Annotated in this window: 24 protein-coding genes and 1 tRNA gene; 13 read left to right on the forward strand and 12 right to left on the reverse strand. The window is 70.6% G+C overall.

Going from position 1 to position 24843, the window contains the following annotated elements:
- Positions 1–430: 430 nt before the first annotated feature.
- The 3 genes from ADL03_RS34870 to ADL03_RS34880 all read left to right on the forward strand — a co-directional run bounded on the left by ADL03_RS34870 (position 431) and on the right by ADL03_RS34880 (position 3837).
- Complete coding sequence (locus ADL03_RS34870) at positions 431–2623, forward strand: LuxR C-terminal-related transcriptional regulator (RefSeq protein ID WP_053737875.1); 2193 nt, start codon at positions 431–433, stop codon at positions 2621–2623.
- 122 nt (positions 2624–2745) lie between these two features.
- Positions 2746–3348 (forward strand): GIY-YIG nuclease family protein, encoded by a 603-nt coding sequence (locus ADL03_RS34875; protein WP_231642641.1) that lies wholly within the window; start codon positions 2746–2748, stop codon positions 3346–3348.
- A gap of 39 nt (positions 3349–3387) precedes the next feature.
- Positions 3388–3837, forward strand: a complete 450-nt coding sequence (locus ADL03_RS34880; protein ID WP_053737876.1) for a hypothetical protein — start codon at positions 3388–3390, stop codon at positions 3835–3837.
- 13 nt (positions 3838–3850) lie between these two features.
- Here the strand turns inward: ADL03_RS34880 and ADL03_RS34885 are convergent, their stop codons facing one another.
- Both ADL03_RS34885 and ADL03_RS34890 read right to left on the reverse strand, forming a co-directional pair.
- The gene (locus ADL03_RS34885; RefSeq protein ID WP_053737877.1) at positions 3851–4459 is read right to left on the reverse strand and encodes a LysE family translocator; all 609 of its coding nucleotides are present in this window, start codon (positions 4457–4459) and stop codon (positions 3851–3853) included.
- Between the two features lie 87 nt (positions 4460–4546).
- Entirely contained in the window at positions 4547–5122 is a 576-nt protein-coding gene (locus tag ADL03_RS34890) for a DUF4232 domain-containing protein (protein ID WP_063798816.1), read from the reverse strand.
- Between the two features lie 97 nt (positions 5123–5219).
- Between ADL03_RS34890 and ADL03_RS34895 the strand changes: the two genes are divergently transcribed.
- The 4 genes from ADL03_RS34895 (at position 5220) to ADL03_RS34910 (ending at position 7196) form a co-directional block, all read left to right on the forward strand.
- Positions 5220–5915 (forward strand): hypothetical protein, encoded by a 696-nt coding sequence (locus tag ADL03_RS34895; RefSeq protein ID WP_053737879.1) that lies wholly within the window; start codon positions 5220–5222, stop codon positions 5913–5915.
- 44 nt (positions 5916–5959) lie between these two features.
- Entirely contained in the window at positions 5960–6382 is a 423-nt protein-coding gene (locus ADL03_RS34900; RefSeq protein ID WP_082373729.1) for a hypothetical protein, read from the forward strand.
- A gap of 9 nt (positions 6383–6391) precedes the next feature.
- Positions 6392–6763: a MerR family transcriptional regulator gene (locus ADL03_RS34905; RefSeq protein WP_197288914.1), complete on the forward strand. Its 372-nt coding sequence runs from the start codon at positions 6392–6394 to the stop codon at positions 6761–6763.
- A 70-nt stretch (positions 6764–6833) separates the two neighbouring features.
- The gene (locus tag ADL03_RS34910; RefSeq protein ID WP_053737881.1) at positions 6834–7196 is read left to right on the forward strand and encodes a helix-turn-helix domain-containing protein; all 363 of its coding nucleotides are present in this window, start codon (positions 6834–6836) and stop codon (positions 7194–7196) included.
- Here the strand turns inward: ADL03_RS34910 and ADL03_RS34915 are convergent.
- The 3 genes from ADL03_RS34915 to ADL03_RS34925 all read right to left on the reverse strand — a co-directional run bounded on the left by ADL03_RS34915 (position 7193) and on the right by ADL03_RS34925 (position 9241).
- The gene (locus ADL03_RS34915) at positions 7193–7780 is read right to left on the reverse strand and encodes a ClpP family protease (protein ID WP_053737882.1); all 588 of its coding nucleotides are present in this window, start codon (positions 7778–7780) and stop codon (positions 7193–7195) included. The genes ADL03_RS34910 and ADL03_RS34915 overlap by 4 nt on opposite strands.
- Positions 7777–8388 carry a ClpP family protease gene (locus ADL03_RS34920; protein WP_053737883.1) on the reverse strand — a complete coding sequence of 204 codons (612 nt, stop codon included), beginning with the start codon at positions 8386–8388 and terminating at the stop codon, positions 7777–7779. Before ADL03_RS34920 ends, ADL03_RS34915 begins: the two co-directional genes overlap by 4 nt.
- A 91-nt stretch (positions 8389–8479) precedes the next feature.
- Positions 8480–9241, reverse strand: coding sequence for a hypothetical protein (locus ADL03_RS34925; RefSeq protein ID WP_197288915.1), 762 nt, complete (start codon positions 9239–9241; stop codon positions 8480–8482).
- A 151-nt stretch (positions 9242–9392) separates the two neighbouring features.
- On the opposite strand from ADL03_RS34925, the gene ADL03_RS34930 reads away from it, so the two are divergent.
- Genes ADL03_RS34930 through ADL03_RS50575 form a run of 3 tightly spaced genes read left to right on the forward strand, consistent with a single transcriptional unit; the run spans position 9393 to position 12903 of the window.
- Positions 9393–10547 carry a glycosyltransferase family 4 protein gene (locus ADL03_RS34930; RefSeq protein WP_197288916.1) on the forward strand — a complete coding sequence of 385 codons (1155 nt, stop codon included), beginning with the start codon at positions 9393–9395 and terminating at the stop codon, positions 10545–10547.
- Positions 10544–11629 (forward strand): glycosyltransferase family 1 protein, encoded by a 1086-nt coding sequence (locus ADL03_RS34935; RefSeq protein ID WP_082373732.1) that lies wholly within the window; start codon positions 10544–10546, stop codon positions 11627–11629. Before ADL03_RS34930 ends, ADL03_RS34935 begins: the two co-directional genes overlap by 4 nt.
- Complete coding sequence (locus tag ADL03_RS50575) at positions 11626–12903, forward strand: lipopolysaccharide biosynthesis protein (RefSeq protein WP_053737886.1); 1278 nt, start codon at positions 11626–11628, stop codon at positions 12901–12903. Before ADL03_RS34935 ends, ADL03_RS50575 begins: the two co-directional genes overlap by 4 nt.
- Here the strand turns inward: ADL03_RS50575 and ADL03_RS34945 are convergent.
- Both ADL03_RS34945 and ADL03_RS34950 read right to left on the reverse strand, forming a co-directional pair.
- Positions 12882–13619, reverse strand: a complete 738-nt coding sequence (locus ADL03_RS34945) for a cyclopropane-fatty-acyl-phospholipid synthase family protein (protein ID WP_053737887.1) — start codon at positions 13617–13619, stop codon at positions 12882–12884. The genes ADL03_RS50575 and ADL03_RS34945 overlap by 22 nt on opposite strands.
- A gap of 64 nt (positions 13620–13683) precedes the next feature.
- The gene (locus ADL03_RS34950; RefSeq protein WP_053737888.1) at positions 13684–14883 is read right to left on the reverse strand and encodes a glycosyltransferase family 2 protein; all 1200 of its coding nucleotides are present in this window, start codon (positions 14881–14883) and stop codon (positions 13684–13686) included.
- Between the two features lie 137 nt (positions 14884–15020).
- Here ADL03_RS34950 and ADL03_RS34955 point away from each other — a divergent pair, with 137 nt between their 5' ends.
- Positions 15021–16556, forward strand: a complete 1536-nt coding sequence (locus ADL03_RS34955; protein WP_053737889.1) for a DUF2142 domain-containing protein — start codon at positions 15021–15023, stop codon at positions 16554–16556.
- An 83-nt stretch (positions 16557–16639) separates the two neighbouring features.
- Here ADL03_RS34955 and ADL03_RS34960 read toward each other — a convergent pair whose 3' ends face one another.
- On the reverse strand, positions 16640–17716 hold the full coding sequence (locus ADL03_RS34960; RefSeq protein WP_053737890.1) for a class I SAM-dependent methyltransferase: 1077 nt from the start codon (positions 17714–17716) through the stop codon (positions 16640–16642).
- Positions 17713–20361, reverse strand: a complete 2649-nt coding sequence (locus ADL03_RS34965; RefSeq protein WP_053737891.1) for an HAD family hydrolase — start codon at positions 20359–20361, stop codon at positions 17713–17715. The genes ADL03_RS34960 and ADL03_RS34965 overlap by 4 nt, the downstream gene beginning before the upstream one ends.
- 304 nt (positions 20362–20665) lie before the next feature.
- Between ADL03_RS34965 and ADL03_RS34970 the strand changes: the two genes are divergently transcribed.
- Complete coding sequence (locus ADL03_RS34970; protein WP_053737892.1) at positions 20666–21427, forward strand: NAD(P)H-binding protein; 762 nt, start codon at positions 20666–20668, stop codon at positions 21425–21427.
- Between the two features lie 193 nt (positions 21428–21620).
- Here ADL03_RS34970 and ADL03_RS34975 read toward each other — a convergent pair.
- Positions 21621–21697: transfer RNA gene (locus ADL03_RS34975), tRNA-Leu, on the reverse strand.
- Between the two features lie 52 nt (positions 21698–21749).
- Positions 21750–22031 carry a metal-sensitive transcriptional regulator gene (locus tag ADL03_RS34980; RefSeq protein WP_053737893.1) on the reverse strand — a complete coding sequence of 94 codons (282 nt, stop codon included), beginning with the start codon at positions 22029–22031 and terminating at the stop codon, positions 21750–21752.
- A gap of 323 nt (positions 22032–22354) precedes the next feature.
- Here ADL03_RS34980 and ADL03_RS34985 point away from each other — a divergent pair, with 323 nt between their 5' ends.
- Complete coding sequence (locus tag ADL03_RS34985; RefSeq protein WP_053737894.1) at positions 22355–22696, forward strand: Lsr2 family protein; 342 nt, start codon at positions 22355–22357, stop codon at positions 22694–22696.
- Between the two features lie 126 nt (positions 22697–22822).
- Here ADL03_RS34985 and pabB read toward each other — a convergent pair whose 3' ends face one another.
- Positions 22823–24808, reverse strand: a complete 1986-nt coding sequence (gene pabB, locus ADL03_RS34990; protein WP_053737895.1) for an aminodeoxychorismate synthase component I — start codon at positions 24806–24808, stop codon at positions 22823–22825.
- Positions 24809–24843 lie beyond the last annotated feature (35 nt).

Genomic DNA, 24843 nt, shown 5'->3' on the forward strand with positions numbered 1-24843 from the left:
GCAGTGGGCTGGCGGGCAGTGGGCTGGCCGCACGGTGGCCTGGCCGCGCGGAGGGCTGGCCGCGCGGAGGGCTGGCCCGGCGAGGTGGCCTCGCGGCGCGGTGGGCTGGCGGGGTTGGAGATCGGGGAGACGACGTGGCCCGCAAGCGGTCGGATTCGGTTGGCCGATGGACGCTGGGTGAGGCTTGTTGATTGACGCGCCAGATGAAAACCACCGGCGGGCGCGGCTTTGCAACGGGCGTGCCCACGGACGCGGAGGACGAGGCTTGCCAGCGCGTGGGCGGAGCTTGCCCGTGCGCTCCGGGTGGGACTGAGCGGTGGGCGCCGGCTTGGTGTGGGCGGTGGGCGCGCCGGGTGAGAGTGCTAGGCCGAAAGGGTGGTGAGACGATCCTTCTTGCCAGGGCGTGCGTTCGCTGAGCAAAGATGCGCCGATGACCGTGCGGGGTGATCTGCCTGCCCAATCCACGACGTTCATCGGCCGGCCCGCGGTGCTGGCCGAAACCAGGGCGCTGCTCGGCCGGTCGCGCCTGGTGACGCTGGCCGGTGCCGGTGGGGTGGGCAAGACGCGGGTCGCGGTCGAGACGTGCCGTGCGGCGGTACGGGAGAGCGCTTTCCAACACGATGTCCGGGTGGTGCCGCTGGCGGGGATCGAGGACCCGGCGTTGCTGGCGAGGACGGTCGCGGCGGGACTGCGGGTAGTGGACAACGCGCCGGAGCCGGGGGTGAACCGGCTGGTGGAGTCGTTGTACGACAAGCACCTGCTGCTCGTGCTGGACGGCTGCGAGCACCTGCTCGACGCCGTCCGGGACCTGGTGCACCGCCTGTTGCGGGACTGCAAGGGGCTCACGGTCCTCACGACCTCGCGGGAGCCGTTGAACGTCTACGGCGAACACGTGGTGCAGGTGCCGCCGCTCGCGGTGGGCGAGGCGGTGCGGCTGTTCCTCGACCGGGCGGAGGCGGCCGGGGCGGCGCTCAGCGACGTGGACCTGCCCGAGGTCGCGGCGTTGTGCGAGGCGGTGGGCGGGGTGCCGCTGGCGGTCGAGCTGGTGGCGGCGCGGGTGGCGGAGCTGCCGTTGCGGGACGTGCTGGAGCAGTGGGGCGGGGCGGACCAGGCGGCTGTGTTCGAGTGGTCGGCGCGGCACTGTTCGGAGGAGGAACGGGCGCTGTGGGCGGCGTTGACGGTGTTCCCGGCGGACTTCGACCGGGCGGCGGCCGAAGCGGTGGGCGGCGGCGAGGTGCGGGCGTTGGTGCGCAGGGCGCTCGTGGTGGCGGCGACGAGCCCGGTGACGGGACAGCCGCGGTACCGGCTGCCGAACGCCGTGGCGCGGTTCGGGTCGAGCTTGGTGCGGGACAACGACTCCGTGCGGCGCAGGCACGTGCGGCACTACAGCGAGTTCCTGGCGGAGGCGGCGAGGTCGTGGTTCTCGCGGGACGACTCGCTGTGGATGGCGCGCCTGCACGAGGAGTGGCCGAACGTCAGGGCCGCGATCGGGTACGCGCTGCGGACACCGGACCTGGCGGCGACCGGCGCGGCGATGACAATCGATGTCGAACGGACCCGGTTCCCGGCGTTCGCGGGTCTGCTCGGTCAGGTGCGGGACCTGCTGGCCGTCGCGTGCGAGGCCGTCACCGAGCCGTCGTTGCGGACGTCGCTGCTGGCGCACCGGGCGTGGATCGCCCAGGTGCAGGGCGATGTGGCGACGGCGGTCCCGCTGGTCGGCGAGGCACGTGAGGTGGCGCGGCAGGCCGGGTCCGGCGCGGACCTGATGTGGGTCGAGGCGACGCACCTCTTCCTGGCGGAGGGCTCGGCGGACTGCCTGCCGTTGTACGGGCGGCTCGTCGAGCTGCGCCAGGAGCACTCGACGCCGGGTGACACGTACGTCGCCGAGCTGTTCCTCGCGATGGCGTCGTGCTTCCTGCTCGACGCCGAGGCCGCGGACAAGGCCACCACGGCGCTGGCCGCGCAGGCCGAGGACAACGGCGTGGCCTGGTCGAGCGCGTGGGGCCGGTGGCACCGCGGCCTCTACGAGCTGCTGCACGGCGACCCGGCGCAGGCGCACCAGCGGGCCGTGGAGGCGCTGCGCGTCCAGCTGACCCTCGGCGACGCCTGGGGTCCCGCCTTCAGCCTGTGGCTGCTCGCCTGCGCGTGCGCCGAGCTGGGCGCGCACGACCGGGCGGCCCGGCTGCTGGGCGCGCTGCGGTCGCAGGAACGCGGCGCGCGGATCTCGTTCGCCGGCCTGGCGCCGTTCCGCACGCTGCTGGAACGGGCGGACCGCAGCGTCCGGCGGGCGCTGGGCGACGACTACCCGGTGATCGCGACGCTGGGTGCGGACCTGCGCCACGAGCAGGCGATGGAGTTCGCGCTGGAGCCGGTGCCCGACTCCGAGCGACGGCCGCCCAGGCCGACCCTGCCGGGCGGGCTGACCAGGCAGGAGTTCACGATCGCCGGCCTGGTGGCCGACGGCTTCAGCTCGAAGCAGATCGCCACGCGGCTGTTCATCTCGCCGCGGACCGCGGACCGGCAGGTGGTCAACATCCGCACGAAGCTCGGCCTGCCGAACCGGGTGGCGCTCGCGGCCTGGCACCGCTCGGCGACGAACGACGAGAGCGCGGGCCGCTGGTAGCCGTGCCGTCGACCCAGGTGTGGAGCTCGTCCAACGAGCTCAGCAAGCGCGCGTCCTGATCGCCCCCCACCTTTGTCACCCATTCGTGTGATAGAGGTGGGGCTGGCGAGCGGGAGGCGTACTTGGACGACCAGGAGTACCTGCAGCGCACGATGGCGTTGCTGAGCCCTAAGCGCGTGGTCACGCGGAACGAGGCGGTGGGCCGGGACTCGGTCGTTCCGGCGGCGGCCGGTGTCTACGCGTGGTACTTCGACGAGCTTCCACCCGGAGTGCCTGCGGAAGGGTGCCGCACCGGCGAGTTCGGCACCCTGCTCTACGTGGGCATCGCGCCCAGGGAAGCCCCGGCCGGCGGGCGGCCGAGTCGCGAGCACCTGCGGCGGCGGATCAGGTACCACTTCCGCGGCAACGCCGAGGGCTCCACGCTGCGGCTCACGCTGGGGTGTCACCTGGCCGATGTGCTGGGCATCGAGCTCCGCCGGGTGGGCAGCGGAACCAGGCTGACGTTCACGAAACGCGGCGAGGACCTGTTATCGGAATGGATGGCCGCGCACGCACGTGTGGCATACGTTCTCGACGACACACCGGAACTGGTGGAACAGCGGATCATCCAGACGGAAACGTTGCCGCTCAACATCGCCCACAACAAGCACAACCCGTACTACCTACCGCTGAAGGCGTTGCGCGCGGAACACAGGCTGCGGGCGCGCGGACTGCCGGTGGTGTGATTAACCGCTGTTTAACCGCCCTGCGCGAGCGTGGGGACCATGACACGTTTCGCGAAGGTCCTCGCCACGGTGCTCGCGGCGGGCGCCGTCAGCGTGGTGGCTCCGACGGCCGCCCACGCGGCGGAGTACGGGTGTGCCGGCAACCTCATCGACACCTACGCGGTGAAGAGTGAGACCGGCAACGTCACGCTGAGCACCATCCGGCTCTACTACAACGCCGACACGGGGCGGAACTGTGCGGTGAACCTCAAGGCGGCCGCCTACCAGGCGTCGCGGAGCCAGATCGACATCTCCATCTACACCAACGACTTCCGCGAGGACGACAACAACCGTCCGGGCATCAACAACGACTTCGACTCCGGCAACTTCTACGAGTACGCGGGTCCGGCGTCGGTGATCGGCAAGGGCAAGTGCATCTCGTTGCACGCGCGCACGTGGGCGGGTGGCAAGAGGGGGTCCCGCTCGGTCGGCGGCGTGCACTGCGGCTGACGGGGGGTTCGGCTCACCGCGTCTCGGCGGCCAGTTTCAGGCCCAGTGCGATCAGCACGGACGCGGTGAGCCGGTCCAGCAGAAGGCGTTGGCGCAGCAGGAAAGCGCGGGCCCGGCCGGCCAGTGCGATCAGGACCGGGAACCACAGCAGGCCGATGCCGAGGTGGATGGCGACGAGCAGCACGCCCCACGACGGCGCGGACGCGGGCAGGAACTGCGGCAGCAGCGAGAGGTAGAAGACGCCGGGTTTGGGGTTGAGCAGGTTCGTCAGCAGGCCCACCCGCACGGCCGCGCGGATGGACGGGGCCGGCGCCGGTTCGTCCAGGGCGGCGGGTTTGCGCGCTGTCCACAACGCCTTGACACCCAGGTGGACCAGGTAGGCGGCGCCGAGGACGCGGACCAGGTCGTAGGCGAGTTCGGACGCGGTCAGCAGTGCCGTCAGGCCGACCAGGCCCGCCGTGGCCCACACCAGGCAGCCCAGCGTGCTGCCGACCACGACGCCCATCGCCGCGCGCCGGCTGACGAGCAGGGCCGTGCGCAGCACCAGCAGCGTTTCCAGGCCCGGTGTGATGACGGTCAGCAGCGCGACGAGCGTGAAGCTCAGCAGGGCGGCGGTCGACATGAGCCCATCAGAACACGGGAACCAAGCGCCGCCCGAAGTGTTAACACGGTGGTCACGAGTGGACGGTTCCGCGCACGGGTGCCCTCGTCACCGGTACCAGGCGCGCACGCCGACGCGGCCGGTGTTGCCCAGGTCGATGTTGATGTCGCGTGCCGGGGACACCGGGACCAGCGACTGCCAGGCGCCGCCGGGTGCGGCCGCGATGTCGACGTGGCTGCCGACCTGCGGCGGGCCGGTCGTGGTGTGGGTGTTGCGCCACAGGAACGCCGACCGCGCGCGCTCCCCCGGCCGCACGGTGATCGGCTGTGGCGGGTCGTCGAAGCCGCCGACCTGCGCGATGCCGCCGGAGCCGGGCAGGACCGACACGTCCAGCGGCTGCCAGCGCTCGTCGAGCAGGCGCACCTGCGGATGACCGTTGAGCTGCACCGGTTCCGTGCCGCAGTTGACCACCTCGACCGACATCACGCGCAGGCCGGAGGCCGCGTCACCGCCTTCCGTGGTGAAGCGCAGGCCGTCCGCGCAGGCCGGTTCCGGTTGCGTCGGCGCGGACCGCGCCACCGGTGGTGGCAGGACCGGGTCCTGCCGGATCGCCGCGTGCCTTCCGCACGACGTCAGGGTGGCGAGCAACGCCACCACCACGAGAAGTCCGCCCCCAGGTCTCATGCGCGCGATCATGCCCGTTGCCCGTTCCCGATGTCATTGATTTGGCACCAGCCAACCGTGCGCTCCGGCGATACCCTCGATCGCGGGGAGGGAAACGATGAACGCGGCGCATCCCGGGTTCGTCCGGTGGATCAACGAGGAGTGGGGCGGTGACGAGCTCTTCGCGGCCGCCATGTGCCTGGACGAGCTGGCCGAGGCGTGCGGCGGGCCGTACGGCGAGTGGGGCACGCTGTCCGAACAGGACCAGTCGCTGCTGTTGCGGCACTTCAGTTCGCTGCACCCCGGCAAGATCTCGCTGCGCGCGGTGGCGTTCGAGTACCGGGAGTGCGTCGGCGACGGCAACCTGCGCGAGCTCGCCCGGCGGTTGCGCGACGACCCGTCCGTGCCCGCGCACGACTTCGCCCCGGTCTGGTGGCGGCGCAGGCGGGAGAACCGGGTCAGCACCCACCGCTGCACCTACACCGTCGAGCTCCGGCTGGACGACTACGACCGGCTGATCGCCCTGGTGGGCACGCTGGCCGGCACCCTGCGGGCCGAGGCGGACCGCGAGCACGTGCTGGACCTGAAGATGATCCACCGCGAGCTGGAACGGGGGCGCCACCGCGCCGTTCCCGCGATGACAGGGCAGAACCGGTGGGAGTTCTTCGTGATCCTCACCGCCGAGCACATGGACCTCCTGCGCGCACAGGGCGAGGAGTACCGCCGGTCGGGCACGGCACCCGGCGACTTCCGCGCCTACTGGCGGGACGTGGACAAGGCGTTGCGCTCGGCGCGGTCCATCCCGTTCTCCTGACCGGACTTGACTCGGCACCGTGGTGCAGGGTTCAGGGTGGCCGGGTGATCGAGACCACGAACCGCACCGCGGTGGCCGGGTGGGGCCGGGCGGGCGCGTTGTACGACCTGGTGGCGAGTGCCGCCTTCCTCACCCCGTGGACCGCGACGGCGGCACTGGACCTGTTCGGCGTGGCAGACGGCACGCTCGGGCTGCCCGGTGACCCACCGCCCGCACCGACCACCATGACGTTGTTGTTCGCCACGCTGTTCGGCACGGTCGTGGTGATGTGGTCGGTCGTCCGGTGGCTGCGGCCCGAACCGGCGCTGATCGCCGCGGACACCGTGGGCAGGGCGGTGTTCTGCTGCTGGTTCACGTGGGCGCTGTGGCAGGGTGAGACGACGGTGCTGGTGCTGTTCCTGGCGCTGGAGCTGTTCTGGGGCGCGGCACAGCTGCGCGCGCTGCTCGCCGACCGCAGGGCCGGGTAGGTTCCGGTGGTGCGCATCTCCGAACTGGCCAGGTCCGCCGGCGTGGGCATCAGCACGGTGCGGTTCTACGAACGGCGCGGGCTCGTCGTCCCGTCGGCGCGCACCAGCGGCGGCTACCGCGAGTACGAGCCGGAGGCGGTGAAGCGGCTGAAGTTCATCCGCCGCGCGCAGCTGCTGGGGTTCACGCTCACCGAGATCGACCAGATCCTCGCGCTGTCCGCCGGTCCGATCGACGTGGCCGGGCTGGACGGGGTGATCGAGGAGAAGGTCGGCGAGATCGAGGAGCGCATGCGCGACCTCGACCGGGTGCGGCTCGCGTTGCTCGACGTCGCCGCGAACGGGCCGCGGGAGACGTGCCCGGTGGTCGCGGCGTTGAGCTGACGCGCCGGGCCCTTTCTGCCGACAGCAGAATGCCCGTTGGAGCACGTCCGGGTGCTGTCACGATGACCGCATGGCGGACATCTTCGACTTCAAGGGCAAGCGCGAGCCGCAGCCGCTGTGGCGGGAGGCGCTCGGCCGGAAGCTGCGCGAGATCAGGGAGCGCCAGGGTGCCCGCCTGGTCGACGTCGCCGAACGGGCGGGCATCTCGACGCAGTACCTGTCCGAGATCGAACGTGGCCGCAAGGAACCGTCGAGCGAGATGATCGCCGCGGTCACCGGCGCGCTGGGCGTGGACCTGGCCGACCTGCTCGTCGGCATCGCGGGCCAGGTCCGGCACTTCCAGACCGCCAGGACGGTCAACCGCCCCGGCGGCCCGGTGCTGACCAGGCGGCCGGTCAGCCGTCCGGACGGCCCGGTGCTGATGGCCGCCTAACGCTGCTCCAGCACCCGGTCGGCGAGCCCGTACGCCACGGCACCCTCCGCGTCGAACACCCGGTCGCGGTCGGTGTCGTGGCGCAGCTGGGCCACGTCACGCCCGGTGTGCCTGGACAGCACCGCCTCCAGCTGGGACCGCACCCGGACGACCTCGTCCGCCGCGAGGATCAGGTCCGGGATCGTGCCGCGGCCCTGCGCCGCCGGCTGGTGCAGCACGACCCTGGCGTGCGGCAGCAGCGAACGCCGCCCCTCCGCTCCCGCCGCCAGCAGCACCGCGCCCGCCGCGACCGCCTGGCCCACGCACGTCGTGGCCACCGGCGCCTTGATGTAGCGCATGGTGTCGTACAGCGCGAGCATCGCCGACGGGTCGCCGCCCTCACAGTTGATGTAGAGGTTGATTTCCATGTCCGGGTTGTCGGACTCCAGGTGCAGCAACTGCGCGATCAGCGCGTTGGCCACGCCCGAGTCGATGCCGGTGCCGAGGTAGACGATCCGCGAGCTCAGCAGGTGCGAGTAGACGTCCATGATCCGCTCGCCGCGGGCGTCGCGGGTGATGACGTTGGGGATCGTGTAGGTGCTCATGCGACGGCTCCCGCGTGCAGGCCGAGCTGGTGGGTGCGGACGGGGACGACCTGGCCGAGGTCGCTGACGACGTGGTCGATGAACCCGTACTCGCGGGCCTGGTCCGTGGTGAACCACCGGTCGTGCAGCGAGTCCGTGAAGATCCGGTCGAACGGCTGCCCGGTGTCCTCCGCGATCAGCCCGAGCACCGTGTCCCTGGTGTGGCGCAGGTCGTCGGCCTGCACCTCGACCTCCACCGCGGAACCGCCGATGCCCGCGGAACCCTGGTGCATCAGGATCCTGGCGTGCGGCAGGGCGAACCGCTTCCCCTTGGTACCGGCGGAGAGCAGGAACTGGCCCGCGCTGCACGCCAGGCCCAGCGCCAGGGTCGCCACGTCGCACGGCACCAGCCGCATCACGTCGCGGATCGCGAGCATCGCCGGCACCGAACCGCCGGGCGAGTGGATCCACAGCGCGATGTCCTGGCGCGGGTCCTCACTGGCCAGTGACAGCATCTGGGTCGCGAGCACCGTGCCGTTGTCGTCGTCGAGGGCGCCGTCGAGGATCAGCACCCGCTGGGCGAAGAACCGCTCCCGCAGGCCGGGACTGAACATCTTCTCGTTCGTCATGGTCCCGACGATGCCGGTGCCGCCGCCGGACGCGCTTCCGTTGCTGCTGTGGGCAGATCAGCTCACGGCAGGCACGTGCCGGGACGCCGTCCTACCGGCGTGAGGCCTCCACGGTGAGCCGCCAGCGCACGATCCCGTCGGCAGGCACGACCGCGACCCGGTCCTCCCGGTCGGTCCGCTCGAAGCTCGCGCCGACCATGGGCTCCACCCCGACGCTGCGGTACGGCTCCGGTTCCGGCCAGCCCTTCAGGTTCCGCCACAACGCGATCGACACCGGCTGGTCAGCGCACTCGACCCGCAGGTCCAGCCGGTGCTCACCGTCCACGACGCCGATCCGGTCGTGGCGCAGCACCGCGCCCGTCGCCGTGCCGTCGTCCGGTCCCAGTGCGGCGAGCCCGGCGGGCCACTCGCCCAGCACCGGCGCGGGATCGGCGATCAGCACCTCGGCGCCGTCCGGTGCTTCCAGACGGGCGTCCTGACCGACTTCGAGCAACGCGTGTGCCGCCCACACGAACCGGTATCCGGCTTCCGCGGTCAGTTCGTAGTCCGCGACGACCGCGTCACCCTCGGAACCGATGCGCCGGCGTAACGCGAACTCCGGCGTCTCCACGACCCACCAGCCGTCCACCTCGTGCCACGGCCGGCTCCACACGTCACCGTGGTCGGGCAGGCCGCGCAACGTCGGCACGCACTCCTCCAGGCCGCCCGCGTCCACCCACGCGTCGCCGGGCACCACGGTCGCACGGGCCGGATCCTCCCTGTGCCACAACCATTCGCGGTCCCCGGCGCGCAACGACGTCCAGCGCCCGCCGAGCGCGTGGTCCACCTCGACGTGCAACGACATCGCGGTCACCGGTCCTCCCAAGATCGCAGCAAGGTTAATTACTAATTAACCCTCCCACGGTGGGGTCCCAGGGCGCAACGGGGCGTGCTTCGTGCTGATGAGAGGCCGATATCATCGGGTCCTCCGAGTGAGTGCCTGCCTTCGACGGATGGATCCGCACGTGCGTATCGCCATTGCCTACGACTCCCTCTTTCCCTGGTCAAAGGGGGGTGGCGAGCGGCAGTACCGCCGGTTCGCGGAGGAGTTCGTCGCGGCCGGCCACGAGGTGACCTACCTGACCCGGCTGCAGTGGGACGAGCCGCCGGTCGTCGAGGGCGTCGAGATCATCGCGGTGAGCACCGACCGCGAGCTGTACGACGCGAACGGCGTGCGCACGCTCGGACCGGCCCTCCGGTACGCGAAGGGCCTGGCGCAGCACCTGCGCGCGCACCGCGGCCGTTACGACGCGGTGCTGGTGGCCGCGCTGCCCACCACGAACGTCCTGGCCGTGCGAGCGGCGTTGCTCGGTACCAAGACCGCCCTGGGCGTGGACTGGCTGGAGGTCTGGCGCCCCAGCCAGTTCCGCGAGTACTCCGGGTTCGCGATCGGCACCGTGGCGAGCGTGCTGCAGTGGACCGCGGCCAAGCTCAGCCCGGTGGCGTCGTGCCACTCGCAGATGAACGGCCGCCGCCTCAAGCGCTCCGGCCTGCGCAGCGAGCCGGTCGTGAGCCCCGGCCTGATCGACCCGAAGGGCGACATCGAGCCGCAGCTGGCCGTGACCACCCCGCCGAACGTCGTCTACGTCGGCAGGCACATCCAGGACAAGCGGGTCGAGGCGCTGCCCGCCGCCATCGCGCACGCCCGCAAGCAGATCCCGGACCTGACCGCGACCATCTTCGGCGAGGGCCCGTCACGCGCGGCCGTCGAGGCCGAGATCGACCGGCTCGGCCTGCGCGACGTCGTCCGCACGCCGGGGTTCGTGAGCCAGGAGGAGCTCGACCAGGGCATCCGCACCGCGGCGGTGCTGGTGAACCCGTCGCAGCGCGAGGGCTACGGCCTGGTCGTGGTCGAGGCCGCGGCCGTCGGCACGCCGGTCGTGCTGGCCGACGCCGAGGACAACGCGTCGGTGGAGCTCGTCGAGAACGGGGTCAACGGCCAGGTCGCACCGTCGGCCGGTGCCGCCGACCTGGGCGAGGCGATCGTGTCCGTGGTGAGCGCGGGCGAGCCGCTGCGCAAGTCCACGCACGACTGGTACCTGCGCGTCAGCAAGACCAACACGATCCAGGCGGCCGCGCGGCAGGTCCTGGACCGCCTGGTGCAGGCCGCCACCCGATGAGCGCCCCGTTGCGAGTCGCCGTCGACCTGGTCTTCTTCACCGGGAAGAAGGGCGGCACCGAGAGCTACGCCAAGCACCTGTTCGCGCACCTGGCCGGCCACGACGACCTGCGGTTCGTCGGCATCGGCAACCGCGAGCTGGCCGCGCACCCGCCCGCCTGGTTCCCCGGCGAGGTCGTGCCGCTGCCGGTGTCCGGCGAGAACCGCGCCGCGTGGGCGGTGGCGGAGATGCTGGCCGTCGGGCCACGTGCCCGCGGCATCAGGGCGGACGTGCTGCACTGCCCGTCGAACTTCGGCCCGGCCGTGCGCCTGCTGCCGACCGTGGTGACCGTGCACGACCTGCTCGCCGCCCGCCACCCCGAGTGGGTGCCCGGCGGCAGGGCCAAGGGCGTGCAGACGCTGCAGAAGGCCACCGCGCGCGCCGCGAACCGGATCATCACGATCAGCGAGGTCTCGGCGAACGACATCCGCGAGCTGCTGGGGCGCACCGAGGTCGACGTGATCCCGCTCGGCGTCGCGCCGGTCGACCCGCTGGAGCACCACGAGCGCCCGGCCAGGCCGTTCGTGCTGGCCAGCGGCAACCGGATGCCGCACAAGAACTTCGCACGGCTGGTCGAGGCGTGGACGCTGATCCCGCGGGCCGAGCGCCCGAAGCTCGTGATCACCGGCAGCCACGGCGACGACCCGCTGGTCCCGCTGGTCGAGCAGCTGGGCCTGCGCGACGACGTGGAGCTGCTCGGCTGGGTGACCGACGCCGAGCTCGAACGCCTCTACGACACCGCGAGCGCCTACGCGTTCCCGACGCTGTTCGAGGGCTTCGGCCTGCCGGTGCTGGAGGCCATGGCCCGCGGCTGCCCGGTGGCCGGCTCGGACATCCCGATCCTGCGCGAGGTGGGCGGCGACGCCATGCGGTACTTCGACCCGCACGACCCGGCGTCGATCGCCAGGACCGTGCGCGAGGTCGTCACCGACCCCGGCACCCTCGCCGACTCCGGCCGCAAGCGCGCCACGCTGTTCACCTGGCAGCGCACCGCCGACGCCACCGCGGACGTGTACCGCCGGCTCGCGGAGTCCGGCCGATGAGCGACGGACGGCGCGCCGGGCTGCTCGTGCTGATCGCGAGCTTCGCCGGCCACGGCGGCAACTACCTGTTCTACGTGGTCGCCGCGCGGATGGTGACTCCCCCGGAGTTCGCCGCGATCTCCGCGTTGATCGCGTTCGGCACGATCATGTGGACGCCGGTCAACGGCGTGCAGCTCGCGATCACGCGCAACGTGGCCGTGCTGCGGACCTCCGGCACCCCCGGCGAGGTGTCCGCCTACCTGCGGCAGCAGGGCCGCCGCATGGGTCTGGCGGCACTGCTGGTCGCGGCGGCGATCGTCGCGCTGAGCCCGGTGCTGTCGGACCGGCTGAACATCGGCTCGGTGCAGGCGGTGGTGCTCGCCGGGCTGTGGATCGGCACGACGTACCTGCTGCTGGCCATCACCGGTGTCGCGCAGGGCATGGAGAAGTTCGGCTATGTCGCGTTCTCGCTGGCCGGGCCGCTGGGCCTGCTGCGGCTGGTGCTGCTGCCGCTGTGCCTGCTCGCGGCGGGCATGACCGGCAGCATGTGGGCGATGATCATCGCCAGCCTGCTCGGCCTGGCGGTGCTGGCGCGGCCGCTGGTGGACGTCGTGAAGGTGGCACCGACGACGGCGCCGTCCTCGACGAACACGCTGTCCGCGATGGCCGGCCTGCTGGCGTTCTCGTCGCTGACGAACGTGGACCTGCTGGTCGCCCAGGCGATGCTGGCCGAGGCCGACCGCGGGCTCTACGCGAGCGCGGTGCTGCTGGGCAAGGTGGCGCTGTTCGCCCCCGCCGCACTGGCGATGGTCCTGCTGCCGCGAGCGTCGGCGGCGCTGGAGCGGGGCGAGTCGGCCGACACGGCGGTGCTGAAGACGCACGCGCTGACCGCGGCCGCCGGTCTGGCCGTGGCGGGTGGCCTGTGGGCCATGCCGACGTGGGTGCTGAGCGTGACGTTCGGTCCCCAGTACGCCGCGTCCAAGCCGTTGCTGCCGCTGCTCGCGCTGGTCATGACGGGGGCGGCGGTGCTGTGGGTGCACCTGACGTTCTCGATCGCGCGCAAGAGCAAGCGGATGGTGACCGGGATGATCGGCATCGCCGTGACCCACTGGGGGCTGCTGGCGGTGCTGCACGACACCCCGCACCACGTCATCCTGGCCTCGGGCACCGCCGTCACCCTCGCGCTGCTGGGTGTGGAGCTCGGTTCCCGGTCGGGCATCGCCCGGCTGCTGCTGAGGTCTGCCCGGACCGGGGAGGAGAACCGGAGCTCAGATCAGAGCACCATGCCGACGTAGAGGCCGTTCGCGCCCGTGTACGGGTGGCCGTACCGCTTGGTCAGCGCCTCGTCGGCGGTCGTCTCGCGCCACTCGTTGCGGCGGTTGTCGCGCACCAGGTAGCTCTCGGCCGGGAACTTGACCTCGCCGGTGCGCAGCCCCTCGTCGAGGGCGTCGTTGTGGCCGAGCGGGACGGTCACCAGCACGCGGCCGCCCGGCTTGGCGCAGGCGCGGACGTTCGCGACGGCCTTGAACACCTTCTCCGGCTCGCGCGGCGACTCGTCCCAGCCCACGTGCTCCAGGGTCGAGATGGCCACCACCGAGTCGAACGGCTCCGCGGGGCGGTAGTCGATGATGTCGTCGTTCAGGACGCCCGGGATGACCTCGTACTTGTCCACCACGGTGTCGGCCTGGAAGCCGTAGTGCACGAGGACGTTGCCGACCTCGAGCACCCGCCCGCGCTTCTGCGACAGGAACCAGTGGGCGATCGCGACCTCGACGGTCCGCTCGTTGAGGAACGCGTTGTTGTACCGCGCGAACCAGTACGGCAGGCGCTCGCCGTGGAAGTCGAACGTCTCGTTCTGCCGCATCGCCTTGGTCACGGGGAACGCCGCCTGCCCGGCAGCCACCGCGGCGACCCTGCCGACGGTCGTGCCCAGGCCCTTCTCCCGTACGGAGTCCTTCAGGGCGCTGATCGTCCGGTCGAGCTCGGTGCGCAGGACGTGGATGTTGGGCACGCATTCCTCCGTGGGGTGCCTTGGGTGGTGTGGCCGAGCAGGGGTGGGCCGAGCAGGAGTGCGATCAGTCCTCGCCGATCCTGGTGAGGCTGAGCGTGAAGCTGACGCTGATCATCTGGAAGCCGGACACGATCGACACCATGCCGAGGATCGGGATGCGCATCGTCTCGACCACGTCCAGCGCGCCGAAGCCGGTCGCTCCCCAGGTGAGCACCGCCCCGACGAAACAACCGATGCCGAGCAGGATGAGCAGTGCGCCGATCCACACGCCGCGCTCCAGTGAAGCGCGCGCGATGCGCAGGATCAGCCGGCCGGTCGGGGGCGGCAGCAGCCCGAGGTGGGCGGCGTAGGAACGTGCCACCACCGCCAGGCCGACGCCCTGCAGGCCGAGGATGAACATCGTGGCGAAGGCCAGCATGGACTGCAGGCCGAAGCCGATGCCGCCGACCTCCGCCGGGCCGAACGACAGCCACAGCAGGCCGAGCAGACCGAGCGTGCCGAACACGGCCGACGGGTAGTACAGCAGCCAGCGCGGGCTGAACGCGAGCAGGAAGCGCAGGTGGCGCCAGCCGTCGCGCCACGTGCGCAGGTGCGGTGCGCGGCTGCGGCCGTCGGGGCGCAGCGTGGTGGGCACCTCGACGATGCTGCGGTGGTTGAGCGCCGAGCGCACGACCATCTCGCTCGCGAACTCCATGCCCGACGTGCGCAGGCCCAGCTCCAGCATGCGGTCGCGGCGGAACGCGCGGATGCCGCAGTGGAAGTCGCCCACCGGGATGCGGAAGAACACCTTGCCGACCTTGGACAGCACCGGGTTGCCCAGGTAGCGGTGCAGGAACGGCATGGCGCCCGGCGCGATGCCGCCCTGGAAGCGGTTTCCCATGACCAGGTCGGCGCCCTTGCGCAGCTCGACCAGGAAGCCCTCGATGTCGTCCAGGGCGTAGCTGTCGTCCGCGTCGGCCATCAGCACGTACTTGCCCCCGGCGGCCTCGATGCCGGCCATGAGCGCGGCGCCGTAGCCTCGGCGGGGCACGTCCACCACGCGGGCACCGTTGGCGCGGGCGATGTCCTGCGAGCCGTCCGTGGAGCCGTTGTCGGCCACGACGACCTCGCCCTTCACCCCCAGCCGCTCGATGGACTGCTTGGCCTTGCGGACACAGGTTTCGAGGGTCTCCGCCTCGTTGAGACAGGGCAGGACGATCGTCAGCTCGAGAACGTCGGCCTCCGTCTGAGACGAGTCCTGCGCGATCTGGTTCGACAAGGTCATAGTGCAGATGCTCCGTCAACGCGGGTGAGGTGGGACTCGCTTGTCATGGAGGAGGCGACCATAGCGGACCCCCGGCTTCCCCCTGATGACCGATCCGCCGCAGGCGACTCAGGCATCCCCCCATAAAATACGCGGCCATGACGGAGCAACGTTCGGGAGTACGGCTCTGGCTGGTCGCCTTCCTGGGTTTCCTGCTTGTCAACGCAGGCTGGGCGTTCGCGGCACCGTACGACGGACCACCGGACGAAGAGCAGCACGTCCTGCGCGCGGCAGGGATCATGCAGGGCGACATCGTCCCCGATGGACGGACACAGCTCGTCCCCCAGAGCCTGGACAAGAACAACGCGGTCGGCCCGGACGGCTCGGTGGAGCACCGCAACTGCTTCCCGATGCACGTGACCGTCGCGGCCGACTGCGCCGAGGAGCCGGGTGGTGACACCTCGCTCACCGAGCGTTACGTGTCCGAGGCCCGGTTCAACCCGATCTACTACTCCCTGGTGGGCTGGCCGCTGGGCTTCTGGCCCGAGTGGAAGGGCATCATGGCCGCCCGGCTGCTCAACGGTGCCCTGATGGCCGCCATGCTGGCGTGCGCGGTGGTCGCCGCGGTGCGCTGGACCAGGTACAAGGCGGCGCTCGTGGGCGTGGTCGCCGCCGTGACGCCGATGACCGCGCACCTGGGTGGGGCGGTCAACCCGAACGGCGTGGAGATCACCGCGGGCCTGACGCTCGCGATCTCGCTCCTCGCGCTCCTGCACGAGAAACGCGACGACCTGAACAAACCGGCGCTGTGGCTGGCGGTGGTGTCGGGAGCCGTGCTCGTGACGCCCCGGTTCAGCGGGGTGATGTGGCTCTTCGTGATCCTCGGCGTGATGGTGCTGCCGGTGTCCTGGCAGCGCGTCAGGTTCCTGTTCCGGCAACGGCTGGTCATGGTGGGTATCGGCGTGGTCGTGCTGGCGACGGTCCTGTCGGCGGCGTGGACGCTGTACACGAAGACCGCCGAGCTCACGGAGCGCAACCTCGGCTACGGCTTCAAGGACGTGCTCCGGTCCGCCTTCATGGACATGTGGCCGAACGTGGCCAACCAGATGGTCGGCGTGATGGGCTGGGCCGAGACGCTGATGCCGCGCCTGGTGTACGTGGTGTGGTTCGCGGCGCTCGGTTTCCTGGTGCTGGCGGCGCTGGTCGTCGGCAAGCGGGTCGACCGCTGGCGGATGGTGCTCTACTTCGTCGGCAGCTTCGTGCCGTACGCCGCCATGGAGATCATCCTGATCAACCAGACGAACTGGTTCAACCAGGGCCGGTACTTCCTGCCCGGTGCGGTCGGCATCCCGTTGCTGGCGGCGCACGTCATGGCGCACCGGCTGTTCACCCCGGACCACTTCCGGACGATGACGCGGCTGCTGGCGACGTTGCTGCTGCCGATCCACTTCGTGTGCCTGGCCTTCACCATGACCCGCTGGCAGTCCGGCACGGCCATCTTCAACCCGCTCAAGGGCAGCTGGCACCCGCCGTACGGATCGGTGCTGCCGCTCGTGCTGGGCCTCGCGGGCGTGCTGGTGCTGTGGGCGATGTACTGGGCGGCCTCACGCCTGCCGAAGACGCCGCTGGCGGCCGAACCGGGACAGCTCGACGACGCCGAGGACCGGGTGCCCGCGGTCGCCGGCCACCGGTGAACACCTGAGGAATTTACGAAGAAGTGAAAACGCTCGGCCGGAAGTTACCCGGCCGAGCGTTTTTTACGTTCTGGTGAAGAAGCTCAGCCCTGGCGGGCCTGCTTCACCCAGTGCCCCGCGGCGCGCTTGAGGTTGCGGGCCGCCGACGTCAGGTCCGGCACCGGCATCGCGGACACCGGGTCACGCAGCCGGTCGTTCTCCCGGCGCAGCTCGTCCGCCTCGTGCGTGACGCGGTCCAGCTCGGCGCGCAGCCGGTCGATCTCGTAGCGCTGCGCGTTGATCGACTCGGCCAGCCGGTCGGCGTCGTCGGCGTGCGCGACCGCCTCGTACTGCATCTGCAGGACCCGGGAGTAGAGCGCGATCCGGTTCGCCTCCAGCGTGGCGATCAGCTTGGAGTGCGTGTACGGCCGCAACCCCGCCATGATCTTGTCGGCGCCCGGCGCGGTCTTGCGCATCAGGATGCCGAACCCGAACACGGCGGGCACGACCTCCAGGTACCAGTCGTCCGCACCGGCCGCCTCGACCGCGTCCTCGACGGCGGTCAGCACGCCGTTGCGTTCGCCGCCGGCCTCGACCGCCCACGTGAACGCGCCGAGACCGACCAGGCCGGCCGGGGTCAGCTCGTCGTGGAAGACGGTGGGGCCCTGGTCGGACGACTCGTGCCGGTCGGACTCCGGCAGCGGGGACGGCTGGTAGTACATGTCGCGGCGCGCGCACGGCCACAGCAGGTCGTTGAACACGACCACGGCGTTCGGTGCGTTCGCCGTGATCCAGGAGACCTCGGCGTTCACGACGGCGTAGTTGTGGTCGCCATCGATCACGTACAGGTCCGCGACCGGCAGCTCGGCCAGCACCTCCGGCGAGGCCCGCTCGACCAGGTGCAGCCGCGGGTGCTCGGCGAGCGCGGCGCGCAGCTCGTCGCTCGGGAACGGGTCGACGCAGTACACCTCGTCCGCGCCCAGCTCCGTGTAGATGGAGCTGACCTGGCCGGACTCGACGCCGACCTCCACCACCTTCTTGATCTTCCGGTGGGCGAAGACGATCTCGAACTGCTCGCGCAGCACCGAGAGCGAGTGCAGCATCAACGGCAGTCCGCGCGCGGCGCGGATCGAGGCGTGCGGGTCCTCCCGGCTGCCGATGACGTCAACACCGTGGTTCACTGAGCGCCTCCCAACTTGCGCACCGCCACACGTGCGGCGGTCGCGGCAACACCCTTGGCACCGCGCGCACGATACTCGGCACGCAGCCGGCCACTGATCCGCTGGGCGCGGGACGCCGACGAGGGCGGGGTCGCGGACAGGTTGGACAGCGACTGCGGCAGCATCGCGAACGCCACGGTGACGTAGCCCGACGACATCGGCGCACCGACCCGGTCGCTGACCTTCAGCACGACCGCCGACTCGGGGCCGTTGAACTCGACCAGGTTCGCGCCGAGCCAGCGGGCGCCGTGGTAGCCCATCGCCGTGAAGTCGTCGGGCGTCTCCCACCGCAGCGGCTCGGGCAGCGGGCGGCGGCCGCCGTTGCCGCTGACCTCGATCCAGTCGATCCGCACGATCGCGGGCCGACCGGGGATGATCAGCGACAGGTCCAGGGTGTCGTGGTGCTCGAAGTACAGGCGGGCGAACGACAGGCCGTTGCGGTTGATCCGCACGCGGCGGCTGCCCGCCTTGGTCCACTTGTTCGCGCCGGTGCGGTAGTACAGCGTCGTCTCGGACGGCTCGCCGGACGCCTCGAACACGTCGGGGGCGATCGCGCCGGTGGACAGCGCGGTGCCCGCCGCGGCGAGACCGGTGTCGGAGGCGGAGAGCAGCGAGGGCCAGAACGAGTCGCGCATGCCCAGGTCGGCGAGGTCCAGCGGCGACAGGTACGGCAGCGCGGCGACCAGGTCGTCCGGGACGACCTTGGTGACCAGGGTCGAGCCGAAGTTGTCCTCGTGCACCCAGTTGCCGAACACCGCGGCCTCGCCGGGGGTGGGCGCCTTGATCGCGGCCACCAGGATGTTGGCCAGCCGGTCCCGCGCCGTCTGGCGGGTGAGCGTGGCCCAGGTGCCGCCGGACGCGCGCACGTAGTCGTGCCACATCCGCTGGAACGCCAGCATGCCCTGCTGGGCGGCACTGCGTTCGGCGTTCTGCGTGGCGGACTCGCTGACGCGGCCCAGCACGGGGTTGCCGTCCTCGGTGAACCCGACCAGGGAGCCGCACAGCGCGTTGACGCACTGCTCCAGCACCTCGGGGCTGCGCACGATCGCGCCGCACACGTCGGCGGGGTGCCCGGCCTGCGCCAGGTAGCCCTCCAGCCGCAGGCCGGCGCCGTACGCGAGGGCGGAGCGGTTGTCGGTGGCCAGGTAGAGGCCGGCGGGCTTCACGGGGATGCCGGCGATCTTCAGCGCGGCGGCGAGCTGGCGCTGGATGGTGCCGCCCCAGCCCAGGTCGACCATGACCATCTCGGGCTCGTCGAGCGCGCCGACGGAGCGCAGGTGGCGGACCATGCGCTCGCGGTTGGCGGTGATGGTGGCCTTGAGCCGGTTCTGCAGGTGCGGCGACTCGGTCAGGGCGATGGCGACGCGTTCGGCGATGTCACCGTTGTCGACGATGGTGTCGAGCTCGTTGACCAGCGCGGGCACCTCGCCGGTGCGCAGGTGCAGCACCGACAGCAGCTCGCGGACGTTGAGGTTGTGGCTGCGGCGGATGAACTCGTGCACCGAGTCGACGTCGAAGCTGTCCAGCGCGGCGATCGAGGTGACGTGCCGCGACAGCCACACGGGCTTGGCCCGCACGTCCCAGCCACGGGCCTGCGCGGCCTCGTTGATCAGCTCCGAGAGCAGCTCACCCTCGCGCATGGGGCACCACAGCACCTTGGTGCCGTCCTCGTGCGCCCGCATGGCGACCCACTCGGCGAAACCGGTCAGCACGGGGCCGAGCACGGCGGCGCCGTAGCGCCACGCGACGTCGTTGCCCGACTCGCCGTCGTGGCCGTAGGCCTGCAACGTCTTCGCACGCAGGCTGGTGATGCCGTAGTCGCCGTGCACCTCGTCGAGAATCGGCGCGTAGTCGCCGAAGTGGTCCTCCGGCTCACCCTCGCGGTCGAGCACGACGGCGAGCGGCTGGTCGATGCGGCGGTAGTGCACGACCCGCATGCCCAGCTCGGCGCCGGTCTCGATGTCGGCCACCTCGTTGTCGCCGACGTGCACGACCTGCTCGGCGGACAGCCCCAGGTCGCCGAGCACGATCTCGAACAACCCGTTGGTCTTGTCGAGGCCGTGCTGGTGGGAGCGGTAGACCTTGGCGTCCTTCAACGCGGCCAGCTCGGGCCGGTCGAGCAGGTAGGCCAGCTGCTCCTCGGTGAAGTAGGTGTCGGAGACCAGCACCAGCGGCACGCCGTTGCGGTGGGCGGCGTCGATCAGCGCGGCCATGTCGAGGTCGACGACGGTGAACTCGCGTTCGACCTCGATCTCCTGCGCGACCAGCTTCTCCAGCAGCGCCAGGTCGAACGTGCCCTGCGGCATCGCGCGCCAGATGTCGAACAGCGACACCTCGGGCCCGAGGTCGCCGTGGTCGCGGCGGGCCTTGCGCTCGGCCTCGATGCGCATGCGCCGGAACGTGGCGTCCGTCAGCCACGCCGGTGCGAGTCCGGCCGCCCGCAGCCGCGAGCCGATGATCCCGAACACGTCCGCGGGCCGCGGCACCCGCCGCCACAGGATCGTGTCGAAGATGTCGAACGACAGCGCTGCGCAGGACTTGTCCGCCACCGTCCTGTGCACATCCGCCAGCAGCGCGTTCGTCCTATTGCCCGCAGCACCGTTCATCGCGGCAACCCCTCCGTTGTTTTTGCTGTGCAGGTCCCCAGCGCGGCCCACGTCGCGAGCGCCACGGCTTTTCCCGCCAACTTCGCGGACACCTTACCGGTCCGCCTCACGACCCCCACGCCCCAGCGGCCGAGCCGGTTGCCCCCGCCCCCGCCCGCAACCCCCGGAAACACAACGGAAAGACCTCGTGAACACGCGTCTGCGGCGTGCCGCCCCGCCAGGCCGGGGGTGCCGGGTAATCCAGTGGCGCCGGCCCGGCCCGCACGGCTTTGCTTGGCGATCATCGTCGAGCGGAGGAGGGCACTTGATCGTCGTCACGGCCGCGTCCGGAGCACTGGGACGCCTTGTCGTCGAGCGGTTGTCGGCGCACACCGAGGTGGTCGCGGCGGTCCGCGACCCGTCCCGCGCGCCGGAGGGCGTCGCGGTGCGGCACGGGGACTACGACGACCCGGCCGGTCTGCGGGCGGCGTTCGACGGCGCCGACCGGCTGCTGCTGATCTCGTCACCCGAGCTGGACGCGGCCAAGCGCGTGGCCCAGCACCGCAATGCCATCTCCGCCGCCCGTGACGCCGGGGTGGGCGCCATCGCCTACACCAGCTTCCTGGGCGCCGACACCACGGCGACGGGGCTCACCGAGGCACACCACGCGACGGAACAGGCCCTCCGCGACAGCGGGGTGCCGCACACGCTGCTGCGGCACCCGTTCTACAGCGACGCGTTCGTGCCCAGGATCGTCGACGGCGAGCTGACGGCCAGCACGGGCGGCCGCGGCCTGAACACCGCGTTCCGCGCCGACCTGGCCGACGCCGCCGCCGCGGTGCTCCTCGACGACGCGCACCTCGGGAAGGCCTACGACCTCACGGGTCCGCTGTGGACCCACCCGGAGGTCGCCGAGGCACTGGGCGTGACCTACCGCGAGGTGCCCGACGACGGGCCCGGCCCGATGCGGTGGCTCACCGCGCAGGTCCGCGCCGGCGCCCTGGAACGGCAGACGCCCGACCTGGCACGGGTGCTGGGCCGGGCCCCGCGGACCATGGCCGGGCACCTGCGCGCCACCGGGTTCTGACGGCGGTGGGTGGGCTGCTGCGGCCCGCCCACCGCGACGACGCAGTGCTCGGGGTTTTCTCGAAAAAGCCGCGGAATACCTGCTCGTGTTGAACATCCGCGTTGTGACCGTGAGCCGCCACGCGACCTTCACCGAACGCCAGTACGCCAACAGGACCGCCACCCACCGGGTGACGGTCCTGTTGGCTTCCTCGTGGTGCCCCCGGTGCGACTCGAACGCACACTGGACGGATTTTGAGTCCGCTGCCTCTGCCGATTGGGCTACGGGGGCGTGGCGGGGTGAACTCTAGCGGATCTGTGCCACGGGTTTGTTGTGGGGACCCTCAGGACTTCACCAATCGGCTGATGGCGGCGGTGGCCTCGGCGAGCTTCTCGTCGGCCACGGGGCCGCCTTCGGCGACGGCCTGGGCGACACAATGCTTGAGGTGCTCGTCGAGCAACCCGAGCGAGACGGCTTGGAGTGCCTTCGTGGCGGCGGCGATCTGGGTGAGGACGTCGATGCAGTATTCGTCGTTCTCGACCATGCGCTGCAGGCCGCGGATCTGTCCTTCGATGCGGCGCAGTCGCTTGAGGTAAGCGTCCTTGTCGGCGGTGTACCCGTGCATCGCTCCTGACCTTCCCTCCCCTGGCGGGTATGTGCAGGATACCCGGACCGGGTGGGGGCGCGTTATGTGTGACGCTGCTCCGTCAGCGGGAATGGTGAAGCGTCCGGCAAGCCCAGCAACGGCGCCGTGATGAGACGACTAGCTGCACATTTTGGACCCATAACACCCCTGCGGTTTCGGCCGCAAAATGCCCCGACCGGGCGGTTGGGTCACATTTTAGCGGCGAAAGGTTCGCCGTTTTTCCTCGTGTGGACTATGGTGTTGTCGGAGCACGTGGTTACGTCGAGGATCCGCGTGCTATGTGAGTACCCAACGGAGGAACAGTGGCACAGCAGACCGTCGTCCAACTCATCGACGACCTCGACGGCGGAGAAGCCGACGAGACCGTGACCTTCGCACTTGACGGTGTCGAGTACGCCATCGACCTGTCGAAGGGAAATGCGGAGCGGCTTCGTGAGTCGCTGGCGGACTTCGTCGCCAAGGCTCGTCGTGCGGGTGGCCGCAAGCAGCGCAAGGGCACCGGCAAGTCGACGGTGAAGGCCACCGACAAGGCTGAGGCGCAGCGCATTCGTGACTGGGCTCGCGCGCAGGGGCACCAGATCTCGGACCGCGGCCGCATTCCGCAGAACCTGGTCGTGCAGTTCCAGGAAGCGCACGCCTCCTGACCTGCTGGAACAAGCATGGTTTCCACACGTCGGCCGGACCGCCGGCCGACGTGTTAACCAAGTGCAGATGTTGTGCCGCCCGGCCGTGGCCGGGCCGGTCGAGTTCCTTCCGCACAACGCGTGGGATCAGCGACCGGGAAAGTCCGCTCCGAACAGCCGCAACACCGCTGTCGCCTTGACCGCCGTCTCCTCGAATTCCGCGTCGGGCTCGGACAGCGAGATGACTGCTCCGCCGACACCGAAACTGACCTGGTCGCCGTTGCGCACCAGGGTTCGGATGACGATGCTGAAGTCCGCGGCGCCGTTGAGCGAGAAGTATCCGAGGGCTCCCGAGTACACCCCGCGTGGACCGGCTTCCACCCCGTCGAGGATCTGCATGGTCCGGATCTTCGGTGCACCGGTCATGGATCCGCCGGGAAACGCCGCCCGAACACAGCGGACGGCGGAACTGTCCGGTCGAAGTCGTGCGCGCACGGTGCTCACCAATTGGTGGACGGTCGAGTAGGTCTCGACGTCGAACAACCTCGTCACCTCGACCGAACCGACTTCCGCGCAGGTGCCGAGATCGTTGCGGACGAGGTCCACGATCATCAGGTTCTCGGCGCGGTCCTTGACCGATCGGGCCAAGCCGGTGCGCATCATCTCGTCTTCGGCGGCGTCTTCACCGCGGGGACGGGTGCCCTTGATCGGCGAAGACTCCACCACACCATCTCGGTCAACCCGGATAAATCGTTCGGGTGACGCGCTGAGCACGGACAGTTCACCGAAACGCAGCAGTGCGCCGAACGGAACGGGATTTGCGGCGCGGAGCAGCCGATAGGTGTCCCATGGATCCAGTGCGGCCTGCCAGGACATCATGTTCGTCAGGCAGACCTCGTACGTCTCCCCCGCGGTGATCGCCTCCTGACAGGCGCCGATCAGCTTCAGGTAGTGCGCGCGTGGGTGCCGCAGCCGCACAGACGACACAACAGGTGCCGTAGCGGGTGGCAGCGGGCGAAGTGAGTGCAGAACACCGGCCACCCGATCGAACCAGTCGTCGTCGGTCAGCGAGAGCAAGTGGACGGTGTGCTCGTGGTGGTCGATCACGAGTGCCCGGTCCGCGAAGACGAACGACGCGTCCGGTTGTTCGGCGCGGTGGGCGAAGTCACCGCCGCATTCCGATTTCAGCTCGTAGCCGAGGTAGCCGACCCAGCCCAGGGCGAAGTCGAAGGGCACGTCGGGCTGGTGCACGCCCCACGCCGCCAGGTCCTCGTCGAGCCACGAGAAGAACGACGGGCAGTGCTCGGCTATCCCGTCGACGACGAGCTCCTGGTCCGGCACCGAGTAGCGGGCCACCCGCGCGAGCGGCCCGGAGGCGTCGCCGAAGAACGAGAACCGGCCACCGGAACCGCTGTCCAGCCAGAACGCGGTCTCAGCGGCCCCGTAGAGCGCCGCGAACACTTCTTCGGCGTCCACGACCAGGTCGAGACGGCGGACGTGTACAGGGCGCTGCTGAGCCGCTTTACGAACCACCACGGGTTCCGGCACGGCGGCGGAGCGCGTCGGCGTGAGGGCGGCGAAGTTGGCGAGCAAGTCGCGCCCGGACTCGGTGCAGATCGACTCGGGGTGGAACTGCACACCCCACGCGGGACGGTCGAGAGCGCGCACACCCATCAGCACGCCGTCATCGCTCCACGCGACGGCCTCCAAAGAAGAAGGCAGGTCGGTGACGGCCAGGGAGTGATAACGGACCACGTCGAGAGGCGACGGCAGGCCCGCGAACACGTCCACACCCGTGTGCCTCACCGGCGAGACGATGCCGTGACGCGGCACGGGTGCAGGACCGACCGTGGCGCCGTAAGACAGGCACAGCCCCTGATGGCCCAGGCACACCCCGAGCAACGGGATCTCCGCGTGCTCGATCACCGCCCGGCAGACGCCGAAGTCGGCGGGGTTCCCCGGCCTGCCGGGTCCCGGTGAGATCACCACGTTGTCGAACGACCGCAGTGCGGCCAGCCGGAAGCGCGGGTCGTCGTTGTGGACGACCACGGGTTCGGCCCCGTTCACCTGGGCGAGGTGCTGGAAGAGGTTGAACGTGAACGAGTCGTAGTTGTCGATGAGCAGAGTTCGCATTTCGCGCGGCACTCTACCTGGCAAAACACCCGTTC

This window comes from Nocardia sp. NRRL S-836, from assembly GCF_001279525.1.
In the GTDB taxonomy this organism is placed as follows: domain Bacteria; phylum Actinomycetota; class Actinomycetes; order Mycobacteriales; family Pseudonocardiaceae; genus Lentzea.